The organism is Agarilytica rhodophyticola (assembly GCF_002157225.2).
GTDB classification, from domain to species: Bacteria; Pseudomonadota; Gammaproteobacteria; order Pseudomonadales; family Cellvibrionaceae; genus Agarilytica; species Agarilytica rhodophyticola.
The window spans coordinates 1,182,037-1,207,642 of sequence record NZ_CP020038.1; the positions used below are offsets into that span (position 1 = coordinate 1,182,037).

At 42.4% G+C, this 25,606-nt stretch carries 19 protein-coding genes; 11 read left to right on the forward strand and 8 right to left on the reverse strand.

Annotated elements, in window-relative coordinates:
• Positions 1-165 precede the first annotated feature (165 nt).
• A complete protein-coding gene (gene purU, locus BVC89_RS05015; protein WP_086930141.1) occupies positions 166-1,038 on the forward strand; it encodes a formyltetrahydrofolate deformylase in 873 nt (290 codons plus the stop codon).
• Between the two features lie 23 nt (positions 1,039-1,061).
• On the opposite strand, the gene BVC89_RS05020 is transcribed toward purU, so the two are convergent.
• Positions 1,062-1,778, reverse strand: a complete 717-nt coding sequence (locus tag BVC89_RS05020; RefSeq protein WP_158657787.1) for a sulfite exporter TauE/SafE family protein — start codon at positions 1,776-1,778, stop codon at positions 1,062-1,064.
• Positions 1,779-2,482: 704 nt separating this feature from the next.
• Between BVC89_RS05020 and BVC89_RS05025 the strand changes: the two genes are divergently transcribed.
• A complete protein-coding gene (locus BVC89_RS05025) occupies positions 2,483-2,902 on the forward strand; it encodes an FHA domain-containing protein (RefSeq protein WP_086930143.1) in 420 nt (139 codons plus the stop codon).
• Between the two features lie 399 nt (positions 2,903-3,301).
• Positions 3,302-5,908 (forward strand): cadherin-like beta sandwich domain-containing protein, encoded by a 2,607-nt coding sequence (locus BVC89_RS05030; RefSeq protein WP_086930144.1) that lies wholly within the window; start codon positions 3,302-3,304, stop codon positions 5,906-5,908.
• Here the strand turns inward: BVC89_RS05030 and BVC89_RS05035 are convergent.
• From BVC89_RS05035 to BVC89_RS05045, 3 genes are all read right to left on the reverse strand, one after another.
• Positions 5,889-6,770 carry a hypothetical protein gene (locus tag BVC89_RS05035; RefSeq protein WP_086930145.1) on the reverse strand — a complete coding sequence of 294 codons (882 nt, stop codon included), beginning with the start codon at positions 6,768-6,770 and terminating at the stop codon, positions 5,889-5,891. The genes BVC89_RS05030 and BVC89_RS05035 overlap by 20 nt on opposite strands.
• Positions 6,763-7,389, reverse strand: coding sequence for a molybdenum cofactor guanylyltransferase MobA (gene mobA, locus BVC89_RS05040; protein WP_086930146.1), 627 nt, complete (start codon positions 7,387-7,389; stop codon positions 6,763-6,765). Before mobA ends, BVC89_RS05035 begins: the two co-directional genes overlap by 8 nt.
• 203 nt (positions 7,390-7,592) lie before the next feature.
• Complete coding sequence (locus tag BVC89_RS05045; protein WP_086930147.1) at positions 7,593-7,790, reverse strand: LysR family transcriptional regulator; 198 nt, start codon at positions 7,788-7,790, stop codon at positions 7,593-7,595.
• 1,038 nt (positions 7,791-8,828) lie between these two features.
• Here BVC89_RS05045 and pdxH point away from each other — a divergent pair.
• On the forward strand, positions 8,829-9,464 hold the full coding sequence (gene pdxH, locus BVC89_RS05050; protein ID WP_086934516.1) for a pyridoxamine 5'-phosphate oxidase: 636 nt from the start codon (positions 8,829-8,831) through the stop codon (positions 9,462-9,464).
• Between the two features lie 66 nt (positions 9,465-9,530).
• A complete protein-coding gene (locus BVC89_RS05055) occupies positions 9,531-10,046 on the forward strand; it encodes a shikimate kinase (protein ID WP_086934517.1) in 516 nt (171 codons plus the stop codon).
• Positions 10,047-10,413: 367 nt separating this feature from the next.
• Here the strand turns inward: BVC89_RS05055 and BVC89_RS05060 are convergent, their stop codons facing one another.
• A complete protein-coding gene (locus tag BVC89_RS05060) occupies positions 10,414-10,881 on the reverse strand; it encodes an Lrp/AsnC family transcriptional regulator (RefSeq protein WP_086930148.1) in 468 nt (155 codons plus the stop codon).
• Positions 10,882-11,198: 317 nt separating this feature from the next.
• Between BVC89_RS05060 and BVC89_RS05065 the strand changes: the two genes are divergently transcribed.
• From BVC89_RS05065 to greB, 3 genes are all read left to right on the forward strand, one after another.
• On the forward strand, positions 11,199-12,401 hold the full coding sequence (locus BVC89_RS05065; protein WP_086934518.1) for an amino acid aminotransferase: 1,203 nt from the start codon (positions 11,199-11,201) through the stop codon (positions 12,399-12,401).
• A gap of 218 nt (positions 12,402-12,619) precedes the next feature.
• Positions 12,620-13,840: a cyclic di-GMP phosphodiesterase gene (locus tag BVC89_RS05070; RefSeq protein WP_086930149.1), complete on the forward strand. Its 1,221-nt coding sequence runs from the start codon at positions 12,620-12,622 to the stop codon at positions 13,838-13,840.
• 97 nt (positions 13,841-13,937) lie between these two features.
• Positions 13,938-14,414 carry a transcription elongation factor GreB gene (gene greB, locus BVC89_RS05075; RefSeq protein ID WP_086930150.1) on the forward strand — a complete coding sequence of 159 codons (477 nt, stop codon included), beginning with the start codon at positions 13,938-13,940 and terminating at the stop codon, positions 14,412-14,414.
• A gap of 179 nt (positions 14,415-14,593) precedes the next feature.
• On the opposite strand, the gene BVC89_RS05080 is transcribed toward greB, so the two are convergent.
• On the reverse strand, positions 14,594-16,570 hold the full coding sequence (locus BVC89_RS05080; RefSeq protein WP_245929345.1) for a S9 family peptidase: 1,977 nt from the start codon (positions 16,568-16,570) through the stop codon (positions 14,594-14,596).
• Positions 16,571-16,587: 17 nt separating this feature from the next.
• Between BVC89_RS05080 and tilS the strand changes: the two genes are divergently transcribed.
• Both tilS and BVC89_RS05095 read left to right on the forward strand, forming a co-directional pair.
• Complete coding sequence (gene tilS, locus BVC89_RS29550) at positions 16,588-17,931, forward strand: tRNA lysidine(34) synthetase TilS (protein ID WP_158657788.1); 1,344 nt, start codon at positions 16,588-16,590, stop codon at positions 17,929-17,931.
• Positions 17,932-18,084: 153 nt separating this feature from the next.
• Positions 18,085-20,040 carry a HAMP domain-containing methyl-accepting chemotaxis protein gene (locus tag BVC89_RS05095; RefSeq protein ID WP_086930152.1) on the forward strand — a complete coding sequence of 652 codons (1,956 nt, stop codon included), beginning with the start codon at positions 18,085-18,087 and terminating at the stop codon, positions 20,038-20,040.
• Positions 20,041-20,062: 22 nt separating this feature from the next.
• Here the strand turns inward: BVC89_RS05095 and BVC89_RS05100 are convergent, their stop codons facing one another.
• A complete protein-coding gene (locus BVC89_RS05100; RefSeq protein ID WP_086930153.1) occupies positions 20,063-21,715 on the reverse strand; it encodes a hypothetical protein in 1,653 nt (550 codons plus the stop codon).
• A gap of 196 nt (positions 21,716-21,911) precedes the next feature.
• A complete protein-coding gene (locus BVC89_RS05105) occupies positions 21,912-23,594 on the reverse strand; it encodes an alpha-amylase family glycosyl hydrolase (protein WP_086930154.1) in 1,683 nt (560 codons plus the stop codon).
• A gap of 380 nt (positions 23,595-23,974) precedes the next feature.
• On the opposite strand from BVC89_RS05105, the gene BVC89_RS05110 reads away from it, so the two are divergent.
• Positions 23,975-25,603: a CTP synthase gene (locus BVC89_RS05110; RefSeq protein WP_086930155.1), complete on the forward strand. Its 1,629-nt coding sequence runs from the start codon at positions 23,975-23,977 to the stop codon at positions 25,601-25,603.
• Positions 25,604-25,606: the final 3 nt, after the last annotated feature.

The window sequence follows — 25,606 nt, forward strand, 5'->3', positions numbered from 1 at the left end:
TAGTCAGAAAAACACAATAGACGGTGAAACTTTGGCATATTTGAGTCGAATGGTATAAGGATGAGTTCATAAGCGGCAAATTGTGTAGAATACCGCTCCGCGCCGCAATGTCCCATAATCTGCGGTATGTAGGCGAATAGTTAATAGTGTTTTCGGAGAACATACATGTCGCAAGAACAAGAAGTAGAAGATTTAATTTTAACCCTAAGCTGTAAAGATCAGCCGGGAATTGTTGCCTCAGTGGCGAGTTTATTCTCACTACAAGGGTTCAATATTCGCGAATCTTCTCAGTTCGAAGATGTACATCAAAATCGCTTCTTTATGCGTACGGTATTAGAGTCAGTTGAAGGCCCGAAGCGCTTAAACGATATCAAAACCGCCTTCCAATCCGTTGCCGATCGCTATTCTATGGTGTGGGATATCTGGGGAAGTCAGGAGAAGATGCGGGTACTACTGATGGTATCTCAATGGGGGCACTGCTTAAGCAGCCTGTTGAATGCATGGAAAGCTGGGGCCTTACCAATAGAAATTGTCGGTGTTGTTTCAAATCATGAAGATATGCGATCTCTGACAGAGTGGCACGGTGTGCAGTACCACCATCTACCAATCACCCCAGAAACTAAACACGAGCAAGAGCAAACACTTTTATCTTTAATCGAAAGCAGTGGAGCCGAACTACTTGTTTTAGCCCGTTATATGCAAATTCTCTCCGATACCATATGCGCTGAACTTGAAGGCAAGGTGATTAATATACATCACTCTTTTTTACCCGGCTTTAAAGGTGCGAAACCTTACCATCAAGCATATGAGCGTGGCGTCAAACTCATTGGTGCGACCGCCCACTACGTGACAAAAGACCTTGATGAAGGGCCCATTATCGAGCAGTCAGTTGAAAGGGTCAGTCACGCAGATACGCCGCAGGAACTGGTGCAAATTGGGCGGGATATAGAAGCGGTAACCTTGCGCAGAGCCGTGCACTGGCATTCGGAACACAGGGTGCTACTCAATGGTAAAAAGACAGTGATTTTCCGACGTTAACCCCAAGAGTTTTGAGCTGCAATTTAAAAAAATACACTATAAATCATTGTGCAGGCGAGCAGTGATAAGGTGAGCTTTAAGCCGAGTAGGTACTGCTGCGGTTCGATATGAGCGCGAATTTTAGTACCTACATATGATCCCACTACAGCGCCGATAGCCATAAAGAGTATTGTTTGCCAGTAGTCAATGAATGCAAAACCTAAGGCCGCGTAGATGGCTATCTTTATCACATGTGAGCAGGCCATAAAGAGGGCACTGGTGCTTATAATACTGTCTTTCTTTTTTAGCTTCTCTGATAGAAAAGTAGTAGCCAGTGGTCCTGTTGCACCGATAACTGTTCCCAGTCCCGTCTGCACTGCACCTATGAGATAGAGGTTTTGTCGCTTATCGGTTATCGCACGAAACTTTGGCCACCATAAGTGAGATAAAATATATACACCTAGGGCTAGCGGTAACCACTCGACAGAAATGTGAGCAATCACTTGCCATGCTAGCACCACGCCGAAAAGTGATCCGACAAGAAACGGTGGCACAAATTGCCATTTGACATGAGGCAGAGCAAAAGCCGTCCTAGACAGATTACTCATTAGCTGACACGCACCATGCAGAGGAATGACTGCGGGTAAAGGTAGCAAAAACGGTAGGATGGCGATAAGTAACATACCACCACCCAAGCCAATTATTGCGGCTAAAGTCGAGGTGATAAAAGCGATTAACGCTAGTAAGGCATCTAGTTGCACAATGTTACATACCTATGGCGGGAAGCTTGTTATTGTTTATCGACTCTAACAGTTTTGTGTATGTCTATATAATTCGAACTATGAATAATGAATATAGTCATGAACAATAGGGAATATATACTTATACTATTAGGTGCTGTTAGGTATGTTGTTGGAAGCTTTGAAGATAACAAAAGTTGACTTTATCAATGTCGAAAAGCGTGACCGGAGTTTGTGTTTGCGCTTTTAATTTTGCTAACCAATTGTATAATCCTGTGGAGCTAGTTGACACTATTTTTGAATTGGCAATACTTTAGGCGCTTTGAGAAAGCTCTTGAAATATTCTTGATAGTAACCAGTTGCTGTTCAAAATGGATATTGGCAGACCTCAAGTGCAAATGATTGTTACCATTAATGACTAAGATATGAATTGCTTGCAAGCTAAAGGCAAACTCTATCTCAATGATGTATATTGATTATATGGCAGTAGATATTCTCCGCTCACGAAGTTTTTTTACAACACACATAAGCGCTGTTTTGAACTTATGCGCATCCAATGCGATACCAGTGCTGGGAAAGATATATGGAATGCGCGGTCTTATAATGTCCGGTCTTGTAAAATTGCGAACATCTAACTTCATGTCTGCCAAGAGCTACTATTCTCAACCTACAGGGGCCTGCTCGTATATATCAGAGGTCTCTTACGATTCTAAGGTATTGCTACGATGGGCTTTAGTGTGATGGTTGAAGAAGATAACCCCAATACGCTTATTAATTCTGATCTCCTTCAAAAGTCCGAAGGCGAATTTTCCCGTATCGAGCTTTTTCACAAGGGGGATGCCTACCGGGTAAACGTCGGCGATTTACCTTTCTATATCGGGCGAGATGACCGTGTTTGCCCACTTTCTGTGGATAAAGACGTAGTCTCGAGAATACACTGTGTTGTGGAAATCAAAGATAACCAGGTGGGTATTCTCGATAGAAGTACTAATGGCACAGTGGTTAAAGTTGGCGAAGCAAATAGCGTTATTATCCGAGATGAATTTTACCCGCTCACCGGTAAGGGTTGTCTTTCTTTGGGAGAGCAATACAGCTCTGATCAATCGGAAATGATCTTATTCAAGGTGATTATGGAGTCTGCTTAGTTGCTTTGAGCTTTGATCCTACATCCTTTTCTTGTGAACTCTTATATCTATGCTGTTGAAAAATATAATAACAGCTGAACTCCAGCGACAATAATTGTCTTATTGGCAAGGGACTGTTGTGACCATGGGTAAAACTAGTATTAACAGCCCCATAGCGCTCAGCGTAGATCTTTACTCTAATGGCGAATACTAGTACCGTGTTCGCCCTTGTGGGCAGTAGCGTTTATTGAACTTGCCTCGACCCCAAAGCAGCAACAGATAATCTTTGCGAGAGGTTTTTCTCGAACATTCTCTTATATTTTAGGGTATATGTTCTGAAGTATACGCTTCGAGGTCTGCAATTCGAGGTCTACAAGTAGTACAGATAACTTCTATAGAATTAATTTAGGTTTGAAACAAATGGTATTTACAGCGATTCAACGATGGTTAGTGGTTAGCCTCGGTGTGTTAGTGCTTGCCGCATGTAACGGTGGGGATGTAGGTGGGTTTAATGAGCTAAGGGATCTACGCCTGAGCAACTTAGAAGTCGTTGCCGGTGGCACGCTTACCTTCGAAGAAGATGCTGTTGAGGAGTTTGACCAAAATAACTTTGGCCCCTATCGCATTGTATTAACAGATCAATCTGTAACCAGTGTTACTTTGCGCCCGACTATCACTGTGGATGACGTGAACCTGCAACTGGTTGAGGTCAATAAAGGCGAGAATGACCAAGATATTATTCGTGAGAATCTCACCTCAGGGGAAGACGTCACCGTAGACATCAGCGAAGGCTCAAATGTTATTCTGATGCGTTTGGCAAGCACCATAAACAACGTGGTATCAGAATATGTGATTCAGGTGAATAAAGTATCTTCATCGGCGGCTTTGGCTGAAGTGAATATCCAAAATGTGCGCTCGGCAAATAGTACAGACAATGTTCGTTTCGATCCCTCATCCGGTATCGTCGAAGATGTTTTCTCTTATGATGTGGCCATATCGCAAGAAAATTGTGGGGTCACTTTTCTCCCATTTCCTGCTAATCGACGTGCTACAGTCACCGTAAATGGTGAGCCTTCCTCACCCCTTCAGTTTGAATTTATTCCCCTGGATAATAATGATCCTACACCTGTCGTAGTACGAATTGTATCTGAAGACAATAACAATACGGCTGAATACACTTTTACCCTAACAAGGGCTACCTCTAGTGATTCTGATATCGCCAATGACAGTACTTTGAAGAGTATTGATGTCAGCTCATCGAGAAAAGTAGCTGATTTTCGCTGTAACCTTACTACTAGCTCTAACCAGACGGTAAGTAATAATGTCACCGCTGTAACTTTGGTGGCAGAGACTAGTCGCTCAGGTGCGACAATGACTATCGGGCGAGCCCGAATTGAAGATGGTTCTCCGGCACGCGATACAGACGGGAGGTTCGAGTCAGTAGACCCTGAGCCCCTTACTTCCGGGCAAACTTTTGATGGGGCAATTTTGCAAAACCTTGAAGAGGGAGAGAACTTCTTCATCATCACTGTGACTTCTGCTGATGGAGACTCTATCACCGCTTATCAAGTCGAAATTGAGCGACTCACTACTAATGAAGTGTTTGTCGAAAATGCTGAGCAATTACAACAGGCGCTTCGCAACGCTGGCCCTAATGACGATATCGTTGTGGCTCCTGGAGATTATGTTGGTACCGTTGGCGATGCTAGTAGTGCAACTGGTAGTGGTGACCCTAGCGCACATTTCTTCTCATCTGGCAGCGGTACTGAAGATCAGCCGATTCGCCTGCGTATAGAAGGAGGCGACCCGGTACGGCTTATGGGTACCGATCTTAATCAAAACTCTGTGCTTAAAATTACTGGAGATCACTGGGTTATATCATCGAGATTTGAATTTTCACAAGCGCAAAATGGTATTGTCCTCGATGGTGCTAACAATGTCCTAATGGAGCTAGTGGAAGTTGAATCTGTGGGCGAGCGCGGCATTGTTATGCAAAATGGTAGTAGCAATAACCAGGTGCGTTTAAGCACAATCGACAGAACTGGTTTAGAGCCGCAAACGCGAGATGGTGTGACGGAGGTATTTGGTGAAGGTGTTGTTATTGGTGCTGGAGATATGACTAGCACGGGTAATAGCGTGCGTAATATGACCTTCGGTAGGAATATTGCCAACGAAGCTATCGATATCAAAGCTAATGCCACTGACACTAATATCCAGTTTAATGTATTCGAAAGTGATAATACGATTGTTCGTCCTGTGACAGATAGATCATTAATTAATATCGAAGGCGCTGCTACAGAAGTGAGTTACAACCAGTTTGAGTATAACGATATTGAATCTGGAACCGACGATTTCTCACAGTTTATTGTCGCTAATGCTGCAACTGGTGCAGTTACAGAAGTATTTCAAAATATATTTAACCTCGATAGCCAAGCAATAAACATCGTTAACGGGATTGGTATGGGTGAGACTGATGTTGCGGATAATACCCGCCAAGACACTGGCGATATCTTATATGCTGGGACGGTGGATCAAAATTTTACTACGCCATCGTTTCAAATTCGCTCTACCCTAGATAGTAACAACTGCCTAACTCGGCAGGAGGTCAATATTCTTCGAGATAATCTTGACGCCAGTCCGGAAGGGATCGTCGTGGCCGCCTGTGATGGCAGTGAAGCTCAACAGTGGACTTTTACCATCATTGACGATGGTTTCGTATTTATTTCACCTCGGTCTAGCTTGTCAACAAAAGTGTCTTTTGTTTCGTTAGTCAATGGCGATACCACTTTAACTTTTGCTGCTAACCGTGAAGATACTGGCGAGGTTTTGGACAGCGCTTTCTTCTTACGCTGGCGTATGCTGTTTAATGGTGAGGAAGTGGTTTTTTCTAATCGATTTAACCCAGCCTTTTTTCTAACGGAAGCTCCAAATATTACGGTGGCTGATTTAGAGGGTGGTAATCAGCCTATATTTGCAAAAATACCTGTCACTGGCGAGTCAGGCACTTTTACCCTCGTTCGCCAGTAAGTCTTTGGTATACCCAGTTTTGTTCAACATTATCGCATGCAACTAAGTTTTTACTTAGTTGCATGCATTGCTCAATACTTTGCGGGAAATTATTGCGGTAGCGTTGCTTAATTGCTTGAGATTTTCTTTCCTTTTTCAGTAGCTCGTACATTTTTCCAAAACGCTCAGTAAAACTATTTTGTTGGGCCATGGATGTCTTGTAGATAGCATGGAATTTAGTAAAAGAAATAGTCGAGTCCCCTAAGCCTATAGTGAGCATTTTTTCAATGTAGCGAGGATATAAACTTGATAAATATTGTAGGGCTTCTTGTTCTTGAGGTTTTTCTGGAAACTGCAAACGGTTGCTGTTCGTGAGCGCATTGTTAGGTAAGCGATTAGCAGGAATATTAATTGCCATATAATAAATGTCTTGGCCACATATGAGACGATCCCCATGTATTTCGCACCCCTGCATTGCTCTCCCGTGATCCACTCTTTTGCTATTTGCGGACCGTGCTTTTGAGGATGGCTGTTGCTTATAGGTTTTGGCTTCGGCTTTGCGCGATGTAACTGGAGTTCTTTTTTTACTGACAGAGCGAGAGGCATTGCGCTTACTAACTTTTGGTAGTGTTATTCCTGCTCTTTTTGCCGGTCCTCGTAACAATAAATTTTGTGTTGTAGCAGGGTTGCGACGAAATTCGTTAAATGCAGGTAGAGATTGCCCTTTGCCTTTTTCCACTAGTTGGCAGTAGACTTTTTCCAAGTCTGTTTTAGCCGAATCGAAACACTGCTTTGCGGTAATTCCTTGGACGTTTTGCACTGTGCATAATATGGTGATTGTTACCACCAGATGAAGTCGTTGTTTGAGGTTTATTTTATTCATAGTGATATATGTAACGCTCAGCTTCTTGCCATTGTTCTGGAGTATTGATGTTAAAAAATGGATCTATTGGGCTCGTATCAAATACGGACTTTTGATATTTCTGTTGTACAATAAAATGTCTAACACTACGCTGACCTGATTCTATAAATTGAATGAGTTTTTCGTATAAATGGACAGACCAAAGAGCCGTAATATAGTGATCTCTACCGGCGCTGCTGCAAAAGACAACATCTAATTTGTGGCTATCATGTGATTCCACTGTGCTAAACAATGTGTCTAGTAGGTTGTCTGGAATAAAAGGGCAGTCTCCAGGTACAGTTACACACCAATGGGCGCCTTTTGTACGCGCTACCTTGAGGGCTGCCAATAAACCACCCAAAGGCCCGATAGGCGGGGTAAACATATCATTAACAACCGTTAGGCTATAGTCCTTAAATCGGCTCTTATCGCCATTGACATTGAGAATAATATTCGTTGATTGCTTTTTGAGCGTTATCATTAACCGCTCTAATAACGTTAGGCTTCCCAGCTTTAGAAGACACTTGTCTATGGTGCCCATTCGATTGCCTTCGCCGCCAGCTAAAACAACAATAGGAATATCTTTTTTTTGTTCAAGCATAATATTGGGCCTGTATGGGCTAATTTAATTACTCCTATTTGCACTTATCACAGTTAAATATATGTGCTTTTTTTATTAAAATCATCAACCGCAAAAGCAAGAGTTACGTAAGGGTTTAGGGCTAAGCACCTAATTAGTATATCATTGATTGATATTTCGCCAGTAGGTGTGCGGGCAGCGATTCTTAACACGCCTGTTAGGCCCTATGGCTCTTGTGATACAGTGCCTAGCGAGTCGTCCACTTCCTCAATTAGTGCAGGGGTGCGAGACACTAATTCTTCCCCTGCTGGAGTCAGCCCTACTTTTCGAGTTGTTCGTAGAAGTAGACGTGAGCCTATCTTATTTTCTAACTGAGCGACATATTTGGATGTTAAACGATGAGAAGTTTCGGGCCTATTCACAGCTTCTGTAAATAAACCTGCTTAGGCTGTGGTCACGAGGGCCTTTAAATTGTCAATAATATCCATAATTCTATTACTAAAAGTAAAATGTTGATCGTCATCCTATATAGTCGCCATTGTGTTGAAAACCTGTGAGTCACATAATGATAACTGGAGCAGCATTCATCACCCAACCAAGTATATATCACGAGAAAATATTCTTTGTGGCGCTAGCATTCACTATTATGATATCCACAAAAATATTTATTCTTGCGCAAGTGAGATTTTCTCGATTGGCTAATATTTAGGACCTAATCTATTTCATAATATTTTCATTTGGTACGTCTTAAAGAAATTATCAAGTTTGCCGCTCTCTTTAGCGATATAAATTAACATATTATTTTTTTAGGTTTTTTATGATAGCGATGATGTTCTGTTTAAAGCTTAGAAATAAGTTAGTTTACTTGTTTCTTTAAGATTTTATAAATTCAATGCAGGTGGTTTTTTTGGCTATTGCACAATGGTTTACCGTTAATAATTTGAATACTGAATCCAGAGCTATAAGCTTCTAACGCGCAACTTATTTACTAGATTACACCGCTGAAACAGGTTTAAAAGTATCTCATCTGCTGTCGATATAGCGTTTATTTTGTTGATACTTATTTCTGGCTATATGCCCTTATTCCTTAGCGTTATTGATCTTATCGCTTGGGGGCTTGCGGTAGCCTTTTCGACAATAGCGATAACTCAAGTGAAAGCCCGAACAAGTAGGCCAACCTGACGCTTGGTGGCAAAGGTTGCCTAGGTTTGAAAGGTAAGAGCGTATCACACACCTTCTGATACGAAGTTATTTAGGCCATTTCACTCAGGCCCAGAGTAAATAATCGGCAGTGTATTAGATGTTCATACTGGTTGTGTCATACTTGGCGATATGCATTTTTCAATGCTTTGGATGTTGAGGAGCCATTAAATTAGTGTAGACAGCCACTTCTAAATCTATGAGATAATGCTGCAATTGTAAGTCCTAAACAAAGATGCCTATATAGAGAGCTAATGTATATGGAATTGGAAGATATCCGGCGAGAGTATTTGAAAGATGGTTTAACTCGGGAGAGTCTAGAGAGTGATCCTTTCAAACAATTTGAAAAGTGGATGCAGCAGACAATAGCCAGTAAGATTCCGGATCCAACGGCGATGACCTTAGCGACAGTTGATGCCGAAGGTCAACCGAGCCAGCGTATTGTGCTTCTTAAGCACTTAGATGAGAGAGGGTTTGTTTTTTATACCAACTACAGTAGTAATAAGGCACAGGATATTGCTGCCAATAGCAAAGTATCATTGCATTTTCCATGGCATATGATGGAAAGACAAGTTAAGGTCTTGGGATATGCGCAAAAGGTGCCTGTGAGCGAATCTCTGCAATATTTTGCCTCACGCCCAAGGGACAGCCAACTTGCTGCTTGGGCTTCTCAACAAAGCCATAAGATAAGTTCACGGCAATTTTTGATGTCGCAATATCTGTCTATGAAAGAAAAATTTAAGCAAGGCGATGTGCCCCTGCCTGACTTTTGGGGAGGGTATCGTATTATTGCCAATCAATTTGAGTTTTGGCAAGGAGGCAGCAACCGTCTGCACGACCGTTTTAGCTATGTGCGCCAAGAACAGCAATGGTCGATTACGCGATTAGCGCCCTAGATAACAACCCGTAAACCATTACAAGATAAAACCCGTATTTTATTTAAGTCTATTCTTATGCTTTCAATGAAAAATCTACCCTCTATTATTTTAATCGGCATGCCCGGTGCTGGTAAAAGTACCCTTGGTGTGCTGTTAGCGAAAACCCTGGCGATGCCTTTTATCGACACTGATATACTCATCCAAGAACGCATGGGTGAAACATTGCAAGCCCACCTAGATAGAGAAGGCTATCAGTCTTTGCGCAAAGAGGAAGAGAAAGTATTACTAGACTTAAACTTCACTAATACTGTTATTGCAACTGGAGGAAGTGTTGTCTATAGCGCTGCGGGAATGGAGGCCTTGGCAAAAGCAGGCTTGAGGGTTTATCTGAAAATATCCTACGATACTTTAATTAAACGTGTTAACAATCAGGGGGAAAGGGGACTTGCTTGTAAACCAGGAACTACATTAAAAGATTTGTATGACGAACGTTATCCGCTTTACGAGCGCTACGCGGACTTAACCGTAGTGATCGATGATTGTAATTTTGATGAGGCACTAGCGTTACTTTTATCATCGCTAGAGCAGAAATTTGCATAAAGCGCCGATAGAGTAATTCGTATTTTTTGGTTGTTTTATATGCGCTCTCGGTCTTTCAATTCGCTATTTTGGTGAATAATTGTCCACAGGGGCATATGAATTTTACAAAGAAGATTATTTCTCTATAAGCACTGTATTTAATAAATTTTGGGCTATAACTATTACTACATAAGAGAATTTTTTATGCCTTGATTGCTCCATGGTTTATTTACTTCAGTCTAAGCAATGTATCTCCTTATGTAACCCTTTCTTTTTATACGCAATTCTGTAGCCCACATATTATGTGGGCTTTTTTTATCTTTCTAGGGAAGTGTTATTCTCTAATATACAAGCCGCAGCGAGCCCTTCTCCTGTCTTAAGCCCTTGTTTAAAGGGGGAGCGCTGTCGTGTATTTAACCTGTTTTAATGCAAATACTGAATTAACGGATGCAACATTAGGTAAATGTACTAGGGTTTTCTTCAGGAGTTTTTCATAGTGGTCGACATTTGCCACAATCATACGCAGAAGGTAGTCTTTTTCTCCAGAGATACTATAACATTCAACAATCTCATGGACTTCTTGAACAGCGCTCTCAAAGGCTAATAAGGAATCCTCGTCATGACTTTTTATAGTAATATAGGCGTGTACAGAAACATTTAAATTAAGTTTGTCTGCCGATAGAAGAGTAACTCGGCGTTGAATAAACCCTTCTTCTTCCAAGCGCTTTACCCTGCGCCAACAAGGGGTGTGTGATAAGCCAACTTGATCGCCAAGGTCTGCCATTGAAAGTTCGGCATTACTTTGTAAGGCCTTTAGTATTTTTTTATCGTAGTTATCTAATGACACTGTAGCCATATTTTAGCCTGTAAGTTTATTGCTTGTTAGTAGAGTTATTTCTTAAAAGGAGAATATTCTTTTAGCTCATTACTTGTTCAAAGTATTGTAGTGTTTACTGAGTCTTAATAATGCTGCAAGTGCATGAGATAAAAGCCTAGTATGAGCGCCTCCCCAATAAAGCTATAATCCCATGGTTTTAACAATAACTGAAGCCCTAATGATGATAGTGGCATGTGATAGGCGTCTCTATATAAGCCTTGTTTACCCTGGCCTGTTTGAGCTAAGAGATGCGAGATTACGAGAATATATTACAAGAACGTGTAAAGGTACTTGATATGTTTGAACATTTACAATTGATTCCGCCAGATCCTTTGTTGGGGATCATCGATAAATTTAATAAGGATACTAACCCAAATAAAATTGACTTAGGGGTTGGCGTCTATAAAGATGAGAATAATCAAACCGCTGTGCTTGATTGTGTCAAGCAAGCCGAAACATTTTTGCTTAAAAAACAGACGTCGAAAAGCTACCTAGGCCCTAACGGTGATAAAAATTTCACGCGTTTAATGTGCCAGCTAGCGTTGGGGGAACAGTCTGCGGGAATCCTTGAGAGTGGTCGTATTTCTGCTTTGCAAACCCCAGGTGGTTGTGGTGCTTTGCGGGTTGCTGCAGAACTGGTGAATCGTTCTAAGCCTGGTGTCAAGGTGTGGGTGAGTGACCCTACTTGGGCCAACCACGTTCCATTACTGGGGGATGCGGGGCTTACGATTGAAAAATATCCTTATTATGACCATGGCACTAAAACCATAGACTTCTCTGCTATGCTCGAAGGTTTGAAAGCTGCACAATCAGGTGATCTCGTATTACTGCATGCCTGTTGCCACAACCCCAGTGGAGCCGACCTATCGCAACAACAATGGCATGATTTATGTGATCTTATGCTTGAGCGCGAATTAGTCCCCTTTATTGATATGGCGTATCAAGGTTTTGGAGAAGATCTCGATAAAGATGCTTTTGGCTTAAGACTAGTTATTGAAAAATGCCCTGAGGCGATTTTTTGCATCTCTTGCTCAAAAAACTTTGGTTTGTATCGAGATCGAGTAGGTGTTGTAGGCTTTATGAATGTATCGAAAGATACTTCTCCTGCGTTGATGAGCCATCTTGTACAAGTGGTACGGGGTATTTATTCTATGCCGCCTGACCATGGTGCAGCAGTTGTGGCAAATATTCTTGGCAGTGAAGAATTGAGAGCGGGCTGGTTGGTGGAACTCAACACTATGCGTGAGCGCATTCAGCATATGCGCCGAGGTTTGGCTGATAATATGGCTGCAAAAGGTTTTGGCGAAGATTTTCGCTTCGTTGAGAGTGAACGAGGCATGTTTTCTTTTCTTGGTATAAATCCGTCCCAAGTGCAGCAACTGGGAGATGAATACGGTATTTACATGGCGGATTCTAGTCGTATTAATATTGCTGGTTTAAATGCTAATAACCTGGAATATTTTTGTGGTTCTCTTGCCACGGTTCTCAGCGCTTCATAGGGTAAAAACGCATTGTTTTTATCGTTCTTATGCGATAAAAGGAGCCACATGCTTGATGAATTTATATTTTGATAGCCTATAATATACATGGCGTACCCAGGTTTAAATGAGATACTTTTGTATCATTTTTTGATAAAGAGCACCTCTAATAATTGGATTTCAGTCCCTACTTGCGAAGAGGTCAAAACCAATTATTAGATTTGCCCTACTAAAGCTTAATGCCAAACGAAAAGAAAATTAGTGTAGATCAACTCAGAGTCGGAATGCGTGTTTCCAAGCTAGATCGCCCTTGGCTTGATACGCCCTTTCTAATGCAGGGTTTTACCATCGAAGACAGCAGCGATGTTCGAGTAGTGGCTGAGTACTGTGAGCATGTTTGGGTTGATCTAGATTACGTAAAACCAGCCAGCTCCCACAGTAGTAGCGAAGGTACGGCCTGCACCGCTCCCAAAAGAGATCTTAGCCATCAAGTTACGGTTGAGGAAGAGTATCAGCAAACCCATGAAAACTTCCAAAAAGCACGAACCTTTACCGGCAACTTTCTTGATGATGTTCGACTTGGCAAGACGGTTGATACGGAAACCGCTCGCGATACGGTTGAGGAGTGTGTCAGTTCAGTACTGCGTAACCCCGATGCTTTGTTATGGATGTCAAAAATCCGCCAGGAAAGTCAATATACAGCGGAACACAGCTTAAACGTCTGTGTTTTGGCGGTGGCTTTTGGCCGCCATCTTGGGCTTAATCAGCAGCAACTGGAAACTCTTGGCATGTGCGGCTTATTGCATGATATAGGTAAAATGCGTGTGCCCAATGAAATCCTCGAGAAGTCTGGCCCTCTTAGCAAGAAAGAAATGAACCTTATGAAGGCGCACACGGTTCACGGACGCAATTTACTGTTGTCTACGCCTACCATTAGCCCTATGGTGATTGATTCGGCTTATAGTCATCACGAAAGGATAGATGGGCAGGGTTATCCAAGGAAGATTAATGGCCCAGATATTTCGCGCTTTGCTCGAATTATAAGTATTGTCGATGCTTATGATGCAATGACTGCCGATCGTTGCTACTCCAAAGCAAAATCCACAACTGTTGCACTGAAAATTATTTACGAGGAGCGCGGCAAGCAATTTGATGAAGAGTTGGCCTTACAATTTATCAAAACCATAGGTTTGTTTCCCGTGGGCAGTGTGGTGGAACTCTACAACGGCGAAATTGGTATTGTCGTGGAGACCAACCCCAAAAGGCGCCACTTACCTCGTGTGGTGCTGGTGTTAGATAAAGATCATGTTAAAAAAGAAAAATATAAAATCGCAGATCTTTCCCATATTGAAGAAGGTGATCTTCCTCGCGATTATTTGATTAAGCAGGTGCTGCCCGATGGTAGCTTTGGCGTATTTCTGCGAAAATATCAAGAAGAAGGCATTCTACTTAATTATTAATATCAATATCCCCGGCACTTATCCTGTTGATTTTGCCAGCATAATGTAGCAATCCTCTTAAGGAGGGGTGTGAATTCGTGTTTATCTGAGGCTTTCCATGAGAACCCCCTTAATTACCAAACAGGGCTATGAAAACTTACAAAATGAATTAAACCAGTTATGGCGCGTTGAAAGACCTGAGGTGACCAAGAAAGTGGCCTGGGCAGCAAGTCTAGGTGATAGAAGTGAAAATGCTGATTATCAATATAATAAAAAGCGATTGAGAGAAATAGATCGGCGTGTACGCTATCTGCGCAAAAGCTTAGAAAATCTTAAGATAGTTCAATACAACCCGGAACAAGAAGGCAAAGTCTATTTTGGTGCTTGGGTTGAGGTAGAAAATAATACCGGTGAAACCATGCGTTTTCGTATTGTAGGCTACGATGAGATCTTTGGGCGTAATGATTATATCTCTATTGACTCGCCAATGGCCCGTGCGCTGTTAAAAAAAGAAGTAGATGATGACGCCGAAGTTAAAACTGAGGCCGGCTCAGTAACTTGGTTTATCAATGCCATCGAGTACGAAAAGAGTTGATCATGCATCCATCGCCACATGTTGCCGATACGAAGCTTATAAAAAAACAATACTAAACGATTATATAAGCCAAATATTGGCTTGTCTTTTTTATTAAGACTTTATCTGTACACCTTTTATCCTATCCAATATATAGCTATGGTGCAGTTGGGATTTCTGCACCGAAAGAGTGAATAGTTTTATTCTATGTTTTCAATTTTGAGGGGAAATTTCGCCGTTTCAGGCAAGGAGAAACCGAATAATTTCGCGTAAAACTGCAATTCACTGTCGAGCATATGTTCCACTGTTGCAGCATCACGAAATCCGTGAGCTTCGTTTTCGTAGGTGACATAAGCCACAGGAATACCCTTAGCTTTTACTGCATCAAACATTGCTTTGGCTTGATTTGGAGGAACCACCTTATCTTGTAAGCCTTGGAATATAAGCAAAGGGCAGGTAATTTTATCAATTCCATGAATAGGGGATCTTTGCTTGTAGGTATCTTCTGCTTCGGGATATGGCCCAATTAACCCATCTAAATAGCGTGCTTCGAATTTGTGAGTGTCCTGCGCCAGCATGGCTAGATCGCCTATACCGTAGAGGCTGACGCCTGCTTTAAAGGTATCGCGGAATGCGAGTGCGGCTAATACGGTATAACCTCCGGCACTACTCCCTTTAATCACACAACGGTTTTTGTCAATCCAAGCGCGGTCGGCGAGATAATCAACCGCAGCGCAGACGTCGTCTACATCATAAACCCCCCATTTATCTTGTAAGCGGTGACGAAATTCTCGGCCATAACCGGTACTGCCGCGATAGTTAATATCCGCTACTGCAAAACCGCGATTTGTCCAATACTGAATTTTAAGGTTTAAACTACTTTCGGTTGCGCCTGTTGGGCCGCCGTGGCAAATAACAATAACGGGAGGTAATTCGCTGTCGCATGTGTACTGGTTATTATTAGGTGGATAAAATAAACCTTGTGCTGTGTCACCCTCAGATGTGGGAAATGTGATCGCTCTAGGCGTTGAGAATTCCGCAGAAGATATCGCGGACTCCACTGGTTTTATGGCTGACAGCTTGCCATGCTGATAGCGATAGATATTATTGTCGACACTGGGTGATGCACCAATAAATATCGCTTGGTTATCGTGTGCCTTCAAGGCTTGAATATTGGTGCAAGAGGTATCGATGATACTGACTTTAATATTTTCAGGCTCACCAATATCTATCTCTAAAAGCTGCCAAACACCGTTGCTGGTAGCGGTGGCAATAATTTTTGTATCGTTAAAAAAACCATAGGTGGACATACCGAAGACCCACTGTGGCGTTGCAAACTCTGCTTGCTGATCTAACAGATGGATGATCTCGGGGGATGGCGATGATAGGTTGTCTTTTTTTACACAGTAGATATTCCACCATTGTTTGCGATCCGAAACAAAAAACAAATCACCTTGTTTAGACCATTGTGGCTGGAAAATACTTTCTTCGCCGTTGCCTGCAATTTTTCGAATGTTATGCAAGCCCTCTAAGCTTAGGTCAGCAACCCATAACTCTGTATTATCCCAAGGCATATTCGGGTTATCCCACGTTAACCATGCCAGCTTTTTACCGTCTGGGGAGACACTTGGGTTGGAATAAAAGTCATGGCCCTCAGCAATTTTTTTGAACTCATCGCCTTGGTCTGAAGAAGTTTCCATTGGTATGGCAACGAGGTAATTTTTCACATCCGTATGATGCGGGCCGCTATGTTCTTCGCAGACGGCGATAACCTTCTCTCCCGCAATTGTAAGATCGGCGAAACGAAAATTTCCTTCAGGTGTGATAGGTGAGGGCTTAAAGTCAGTTTGGCTTAGCTGACTGCGGTAAACACGTTGATCATCTCCTAATACAAAAAATAAAGTATCCCCCGAAATAGTGTAGGCCGCGCCGCCGTATTCATGGACCTTGGATTTGGCGCTCAAAGGCTTAGGTAATATACACTTGAGTTGATCGCCATCGTGCATCATGATGGCATTGCGGCCTTTTTCTTGGGCAATCGACTCACACCAAAAAAAGCGTCCATTATTAATCTGTGTATCGCTAAGCTTGGGACTTTTTCCCGCTACCATGTTGGCGGCAATGGGGGATGGCCAACTGCCAAATGGCAGGCTTTTTTTTGTTATAGTATTTGTCACAGTAAATGATCCGGTTTGTGAAAACATTGAATATTAATATTGAGAATATTGTACAAGAATACGCATCGACTTTGATCTCGGCAAATACTCTGTGGGTGGCATTTAGCGGTGGAGCTGATTCTACGGTTCTTTTGCATTTGATGGCTCAATTGACACAGCTCCAGAATGATAAAATCTACAATGTCAAAGCATTACACGTTAATCATCAATTATCAGAACATGCGGATAACTGGCAAAGACATTGTGAAGCATTCTGTGCAAGTTTAGACATTACCTGTGTCAGTAAAAAAGTCCTTGTGGAAAATATGGGTAAGGGTATTGAAAGCAGTGCGCGCGAGAGGCGCTACCAAGCATTTGCGCAAGTAATGTCACAAGGGGATATTATTCTTTGTGGCCATCATCGTGACGATGTTGCCGAAACCATCATATATCGTCTGATGCGCGGTGCTGGTCTACAGGGCTTAACGGGAATAAGGTCTAAGCGAGTTTTTGCTGGCGGAACACTATTGCGGCCTTTACTTAATTTTTCTCGCCAACAAATTATACAGTATGCCAAGCAGCATGGATTGAATTGGATTGAAGATGAGAGTAATAGTGATCAGTATTATGACCGCAATTTTTTACGCCATAGCCTTTTTCCTATATTAAGTAAGCGCTGGCCAAATTTTCAACAGCGTCTAGTGACAACCAGTGCGTGGCTGTTAGAATCCAGTATATTATTAAGCGAGTATGCGCAGCAGGATTTGGCTCAGTGTAAAGTTAAAAAAATGACGCGCCACGAGTTAGGCGAAAGCTTGTGCCTGAACACGTTTAGTGGCTTTTCCTATATAAGACAAAAGCACCTTGTCCGTGTTTGGTGTCAGAGATTGCATTTTAGCGTTCCAGATGGTGTTGTTATTGAGCAGCTGCCTACTCTTTTGTTGGCTCGTAATGCATCATCACCGGTGTTGTGTTGGGGCAATGTTGAACTCAGGCGTTATAAAAAACGCTTATTTCTAACTAGAAAACTTCCTTCTTGTGATCAAACCTCTTTGCCTATTATTTGGGATGGGCGTGAACCCCTTAAATTGAGTGATGGCAGTACTTTACACTGTAGTTATGCCGGTTCTGAAGCTATAAGTTTCACCGTGAAATATAGGAGCGGTGGCGAACGTTGCCAACCTCAACAGCGCACTCATTCCCAGACTTTAAAAAAATTACTACAGGAATACGAACTAGAGCCTTGGCTACGCCAGCGGGTGCCGCTGATTTATGTTGAGGACGAATTGGTTGCTGTGGGTGATATTTTTCACTGTAAAACTATCGACAACTATACTAAGACGACGCTGTCTTTTGAATGGCATTATCACTTTGAAGAATAAGCCAGAGGGTTAGGTGTGTAATCGATAGATGTTTTTCATACGTGTTTGGTAAGTCCAGCTTTTCTATCCTATTCTCTATGAGAACCCTAATATTTCACCATTGTCGTCCTTATAACATCGTTTAGTATGTGAACGGCTACTACGAGTAGTTTTATGTTTGAAAATTTAAAGCTTAATACCCTTCTAATGTTGTCGTTTGGCTCTATTTTGATGCTCGTGTTTGTTATTTCATTGGTGGCATATTCGGGCCTTAAAAACGGGCACGACAGTTTTGTCGATTATCGAGGCTTGGCGCGGGATACTAATCTTGCCGGACGAGTTCAGGCAAATATGTTGTCAATGCGACTATCGGTATTGAAATTTATCAATACTCGCTCTCAGGCGGCTATTGATGAGTTTGAGCTACGCAGTAAAAAAATGAAAAAGTTTTTACAAGAAGCCAAGAGCGAGATCCAAGAACCTTCGAGAGCGCGCCTAGTTAAGGATGTGGACTCAGAGGTGGATGATTATATTAACGCATTTGAAAAAGTTGTGAGCTTATATGAAAAACGTAATGCACTCGTAAGCGATCAACTTGACCCTTCTGGTTTGGAAATGCGCAAGGTGGTATCAAATATTATTGTTTCATCTAACGATGATAATAATGCTCAAGCGTCATTCTACGCATCACAACTTCAAGAGCATCTCTTGTTGGCGAGACTTTATGTGACGAAATATCTCGTTACTAATGCACAAGAGGATGCTGAACGAGCGCAATCAGAATTGACCGATGAAATGCCCAAGTTTTTCCAGCAGTTGGAAGCTAACTTATACAGTTATGATCGTCTTGAACTGATCAAATCGGCAAGATCACATCATCAAAACTACCTTAAAACCTTTGGGGAAATTCGATCGGTGATTCAAGAACGTAATGATTATATTGATAATACCTTGAATCGTATTGGTCCGCTTGTCGCCTCTAAAATAGAAGAGGTTAAGTTGTCTGTTAAAACTGATCAAGACACTCTCGGGCCCAAGGTTCAGCATGAGTCGGAAAATTTTATCGTTCTTATTAATAGTATTTCAGTCTTGGTCATAATTATTGGTGTAACAGTGTCATGGCGAATGGCGATCATTGTGCGACGTCCTATTGGTGGTGAACCTAGGGAAATAGCAGAAATTACCAGCCGAATTTCTGAGGGCGATTTAAGTAAGCAATTAACCGTTAATGAGAAGGATACGGGAATTTACCGCTCAGTATGTGACATGTCATCGAAGCTTCGATCGTTAATTAGTTCGATTATTGATACCAGTGATAAGCTTATTCATTCTGCCAATGAAAGCTCAAATATCATTTCTTCAAATGTTGAAACGGTAGAAAATCAGAAAAGTATGACCGAAAGTGTTGTTGTCGCGGTGGAGCAAATGTCCCAAAGTATACTGGAAGTCGTAAATTTAGCCTCTAACTCGGAAGATAAATCCAGAGTAGGAATGGACGAGACAACAAAAGGTCGAGAAACAGTTAAAGTTGCAGTTAAATCAATTAATGAACTATCAGAAAATCTAAACAGTTCAATGAATGTCATTAAAAACTTAGAAAAACAGAGTTCTGAAATTGATTCCGTTATCGAAGTTATTCAAGGCATTTCAGAACAGACTAATTTACTTGCCTTAAACGCAGCTATTGAAGCGGCACGCGCTGGTGAGCAAGGCAGAGGATTTGCCGTCGTCGCTGATGAAGTGAGAACTTTGGCCCAACGTACTCAGGAATCGACCACTGAAATACAAGAAATCATTCAGAATTTACAAAATGGTACTAGTCAAACGGTAACCGTAATGGAACAGAGTGTCTCCAAAGCCAGAGACACAGTGGAATTTTCTAACAAAACCGATCAGGCTTTATCGACGATATACGATATGATCAATGACATATCTCAAATGAATACTCAAGTAGCTACTGCCGTTGCTGAACAGTCCAATGTTGTTAAAGAAGTCACTGCTAATATGGCAAATATTAATGACACATTCGATGATACGCTAAGTAAAGCTCAATCTGCCCAAGCCATGAGTAGCGATGTTCGACAAATGGCTGCAACACTGAATGAGCTGGCTGATGGATTTAAAGTATAATTAAGTTTAATCAGGACGGCCTTTAATCTAATTTCTGCTTTAACCCTGCCTGTTGGGCAAAGTGGTTTAGGGCGGCATTGAGTTTTTCGCCATGGGAACCGTGTGGCGTATCGAGTTTAGCTAGACGAACAACTAGCGATAGTTTTTCCTGGGATAAATGTTCTATGCCCTTGCCGTTCTCTGTGAAACCTCCAGCATGTTTTGCTAAAAGCCCCAATGCCTGATCCTTATATAGACCCGCCTGCTCGCCAAATTCCATCAGTATATCTCTTACTTCGCGCCCATTAGGCATATCTGTCGTCTTTTGCCTTGCTTCTGATAAAACGTTACTTAGACTGGCATTTTTACCGTATGAGCGCTGCGCTTTGTCGGTACCTTGCGACAACAGATTTTGAGCATCCAGAGCATTTTTAGAATCGGCTATGTCATTTTGTAGCTGATTCATTATGGCTTTCATATTGCTCTTTGAATTATAAGGATTTACTTCCTTGAGAATAGTATCAATTCTGGCCTTGGCATTATTTCCTACATCAGCATTTATTTGCCCCAGTGAAACACGCACATCTATGCGGTCTTTGGCGAGTTTCATTACATTTTCAAGTTTGGATTTGTGCAGATTATTAAGCCCTTGCTTGCCAACACTTTCATCGCCTAAGGAGACTGCATCAAACCCTGTATTAATTGCTTCTTTTATAGCATTTGCTTCCTGGCCATTGGATATCAGGCCATTCATTTGTGCTAAAGCAGCGCCGTAATCTTTTTGCCTAAAAGTATCGAGTGCTTTTTTCGCGAGGGGGTTTAGCGTTGGTGTTTTGGCTACATTGTTAAGTTCATCATTAATATTATACTGTTGTTGACGGCGAACGGTGCGCTGTGAAAACTGTAAATTTCCCGAAGGCCTTGGTTGATAAGCCGGCCGATATACCCCCGCCTGCATAGGCTGATATGTGGAGTGTTGAGCTGCTGATTGCTTAGGCCGAACGGTTTGCCCTGAGAAATTTAAGGTAGGTCGAGACGGATGGCTAGGCTGATACACGCCCACCTGTGCTGATGTGCGCGAAGCCTGCTGCGGTGATGATTGTGGCCCTGAGGTTTGCGATGCTAGCTTATTCGCTATCTTTGTTAAGCGATGCTTTAAGCCGTCAGAAACTTTTCCATCACTAGCATAATATTGCATCATTTTTTTATGTTGGGTGAGCAAATCATCTCTATTAGATGCTCTGTTTGCCCCAAATAACTGGCCTAGGTTGCTTATTACCCAGCTTTTCTCCCGAGCGGTAAGATTAGGGTCTCTGTTGACTAAATTGCGCTCTGCATGAATAAAACTCCTTAATTCTGCTTGCTGCTTTATAAGCTTTTGTCCCTGTAGCACATTGTTAAACTGTGCACGCCCAGATTGTGCACCTTGCAGCCCGATATTTGCTTGACGATTTCCTTGATGCGCTTGAGGTTGAGGGGAGTGTATTCTTGCGGGAGTGGGCCTAGAAGCGGCAGAATATTGTGATCCTGTCGTCCTTGGGTTTGCCGCTGGATAAAGAGAGGCTCTAGTCGAATTGAATTGTTGCGCTGCCGTCACTGCACCAGCAAAAGCTAGGCGTGTTTGTTTGGCATTGGCAAAATTACGTACCTGTCCTGCAAATTGACGATGTATGTTGGCATCGTATCGTCTAACCATCTTTATCCTCAGCAATTTATTTGTGGCTACTAGAGCCTGTTAACAGGCCCTAGGTCTTTCTCTAACCTAGCGTTTTTCACAATATAAGTGAGTATGATGGAGATAAAGTTCGAAGCCTCTCAAGGCATAATTTACGCCACTTCCTTGTGATTACGTCATAGTGCAGCCTTTCATTAGGGCACTCATTTAATTAATGTTAATGTTCACCCAAAAGTACAATTGTGCTGGATGTATTAACTAAAGCCTCTCCGTTTAACACTCTTGTGTAGGTATTAGAGTAATAATCTTTAAGCTTGGTACCGTCTTTAAATATGCCTTTTACGTTAATGGTCTGCTGCGTTTTGCCTTTTTCTAAGTCGATAGCAACAACGACGCGATCGTTTAGTTTTTTATGGCTAAGTGTGCGAGAAAATACATAGGGTTGATCACTTAGTTTTTTGTGAATGCCCGCTCCCACAGCGGGATGAGCTTTGCGAAACTGTCCTAACTTACTCCAATGTGACCAAACCTCTTTAACCTGGTAGCCATTTTTCTTAGCGTTGTTATTTAATTCATCCCAATTCATATAGCTACGCAAATTTGCATCACCATTTGCACCTGGATAGATTAAATCCCGCGCACTTTCATCTCCGTAATATATCTGGCTAGCTCCAGGACTTAACAGCAACTTGATTGCCGACTCAAAAGGCTGCGAGCGACTTGGGTCGAGAGGATGAGCATCATCATGACTGCTGATGTAATTCACCACAGAGTATTTATCTAGTGCTCCGCCGTGAAGAATATTACTGTAACGGCTAAATATGGTGTCGTAGTCTTGCTCAGCGGCACTCCTTAAGGAAAAATTAATCAGACTATCGAATCCATTTTGGTAGAAATTAACTTGTTCTGTGGCTGACATATTAAATTGTTGGCCAGATTCAATCGTATAGTGATATACCTCACCCATCATATAAAATGGATCATCATTCATTTTTTTTTCGGGATGATTGCGCTTCCAAGTCTCAAACTCTTGCTGCGCAAGTTTGTTTAGCTCCGCCCATATAGACGCTTCGGTATGTTTGGCTGTATCAATGCGAAAACCATCTACTCCCAATTCCCTTACCCAGTCTAAGTGCCATTTCATAAGGTAATAGCGAGGTGCACGCGGTAGCTGTGTGTTAGCAAAAAAAGTGTCTAATTCCTGCATTTCTGCTTCATAGCGCCCTTCTTCTTTCCATTTTTTCTCTAAACTTGAGGGCAAGGCTACATCATCGTCGCTCTCGGTTTTGATATCGGGTAAGTTTTCAACCAGAGTGCATTCAACCGTCGTCTTTATCGACGCAAATTCACATTTCGGGTCGGTTCGTACCCATTCCTTAGGCCATACAGGATCTGCTGATGTGACTGGGCCGGTATGATTAATCACCACATCGAGTAAAACTCTGATACCGTTTTTATGAGCCGTGTCGACGAATTCCTGCATGTCTTTCATAGTGCCAATATTAGGATCAACCTGTGTCCAGTCTGCCGCCCAATAACCATGGTACGCATAGGTTTTGCCTGTACCCTCGTCAGTAGCACCGCTTATTTGTTCGACATGTGGCGTCAGCCATATAGCATTAACTCCTAAGTCAGTAAAATACCCCTCTTTAATTTTCTGAGTAATGCCTTTGATATCGCCGCCTTCATAACCGCGTAAAACTGCACTTTCAGTTTTGGCTACGGGATGGTCATTACTAGCATCACCATTGTTAAACCTATCGGTTAAGAGAAAATAAATAGTGGCGTTTTCCCATAGGAAAGGCTGTGAGTCTTTTTCTTGCGGCGTTACAGTAATAGGGGCCTTACTACTGCATGCAATGCATAAAAGTGCAGACAGGGCATAGATCCATAATTTCATAATAATTGCTCTTTATCGTTATCTTTTTATCGGCGCATTGATGGCCATAGGGCTGTGAGATAAGCCTCTTCTTACAGTGTGTTAATAATAAGGTTAGTGTTAGGTGAAAGTCGCTTTGTATTCGTATGCGAACAAATGACTGAAATATTGCTTTGCGCGCCAGCTAAGATTGAGTCATTGGCGCTTTTCTGGTAATCTGGCGCCCCGTTTCGGGAGGGCAGAATACAACATGCAATCGTCTAATTTTTTACTACTCTCTCACCAAGGGCCGATTAACAAGGTTCCAGACACCGCGGTATCTTCGCCGCATAAATAAAACACATATTTTGATCACCCTCGGCCTTTCTCCGGGGCGCTCTATTGTTGATTTAAGGGCTTATATGACGCGTTATATTTTCGTTACAGGTGGCGTAGTTTCTTCTTTGGGTAAAGGAATTGCATCGGCATCGCTTGCAGCGGTGCTTGAATCTCGTGGTTTAAAAGTAACCATTTTGAAGTTGGATCCATATATTAATGTTGATCCGGGAACCATGAGCCCCTTTCAGCATGGCGAAGTGTTTGTCACTGAAGATGGTGCTGAAACTGACTTAGATCTCGGTCACTACGAGCGTTTTATACGCACAAAGATGACACGTAGTAATAACTTCACCACAGGTCGCGTTTATGAAACTGTTTTGCGTAAAGAGCGTCGTGGTGATTATCTTGGTGGCACTGTACAGGTTATTCCCCACATAACCGATGAGATAAAACGCCGCATTTTAAGTGGTGCTAAAGAAGCTGATGTGGCCATTGTTGAGATTGGCGGTACCGTAGGTGATATTGAGTCTCAGCCGTTCTTAGAAGCTGTTAGACAATTGAAAGTGGAATTGGGTAGCCAGCGGGCCTTATTGATGCACTTGACTCTGGTGCCCTACATCGCCACTGCCGGCGAGACTAAAACTAAGCCGACCCAGCACTCCGTGAAAGAGCTTCGCTCTATTGGCTTACAGGCTGACATCTTGCTGTGTCGTTCAGAGAAAGAAATTGATGTGGATTCACGACGCAAAATCTCTCTGTTTACCAATGTGGAAGAGCGCGCTGTTGTGCCATTAGCGGACGCTAAAACAATTTATGCTATTCCTGAGTTGCTAAAAAGTCATAACCTCGATCAAATTGTTCTTGAGAAGTTCGGTATAGAAGCCGATGAAGCAAACCTTAGTGAGTGGCATGCTGTAGTTGAAAACGAACTCAATCCCGAGCAAGAAATTACCATCGCGATGGTAGGTAAGTACATGGAATTGCTCGATGCTTATAAGTCTCTCAATGAAGCCCTCAAGCATGCTGGCATTCATACTCGCACTAAGGTCAATATTAACTATATCAATGCTGAAGATGTGGAGGAGCAGGGAACTTCAATCCTTGATGGTGTTGACGGAATTTTAGTGCCAGGTGGCTTCGGCGAACGAGGCTTGGAAGGGAAGCTAAGTGCCGTGCAATTTGCTCGTGAAAACAAAATCCCTTATTTGGGTATTTGCCTGGGTATGCAAACAGCGGTTATTGAATTTGCGCGCAATGTTATGCATTTAGATAAGGCAAATAGCACGGAATTTGATCGCAAAACGCCGGATCCTGTCATTGCCTTGATTGCTGAGTGGACTGGTAGCGACGGTAGTATTGAAGTGCGCGACGAAACCGCAGATTTAGGCGGCACTATGCGTTTAGGTGCACAAGAATGCCATTTAGAAAAGGATTCAAAAGTTGCTGAAATTTATGGTAAGAATGTGATCGTGGAACGTCATCGCCATCGCTATGAGGTGAATGATGCTTATGTAGACCGTATGCGTAAAGCCGGCTTGAAAATAGGAGGCTGGTCTTCTGATGATACTCTTGTTGAGGTAATAGAATACGCAGATCACCCTTGGTTTGTCGCATGTCAATTTCATCCAGAGTTCACTTCCACGCCGCGTGATGGCCACCCGTTGTTCTCCAGCTATATCAGCGCTGCTATTGCTCAAAGCAAGAAGTCTTAAGAG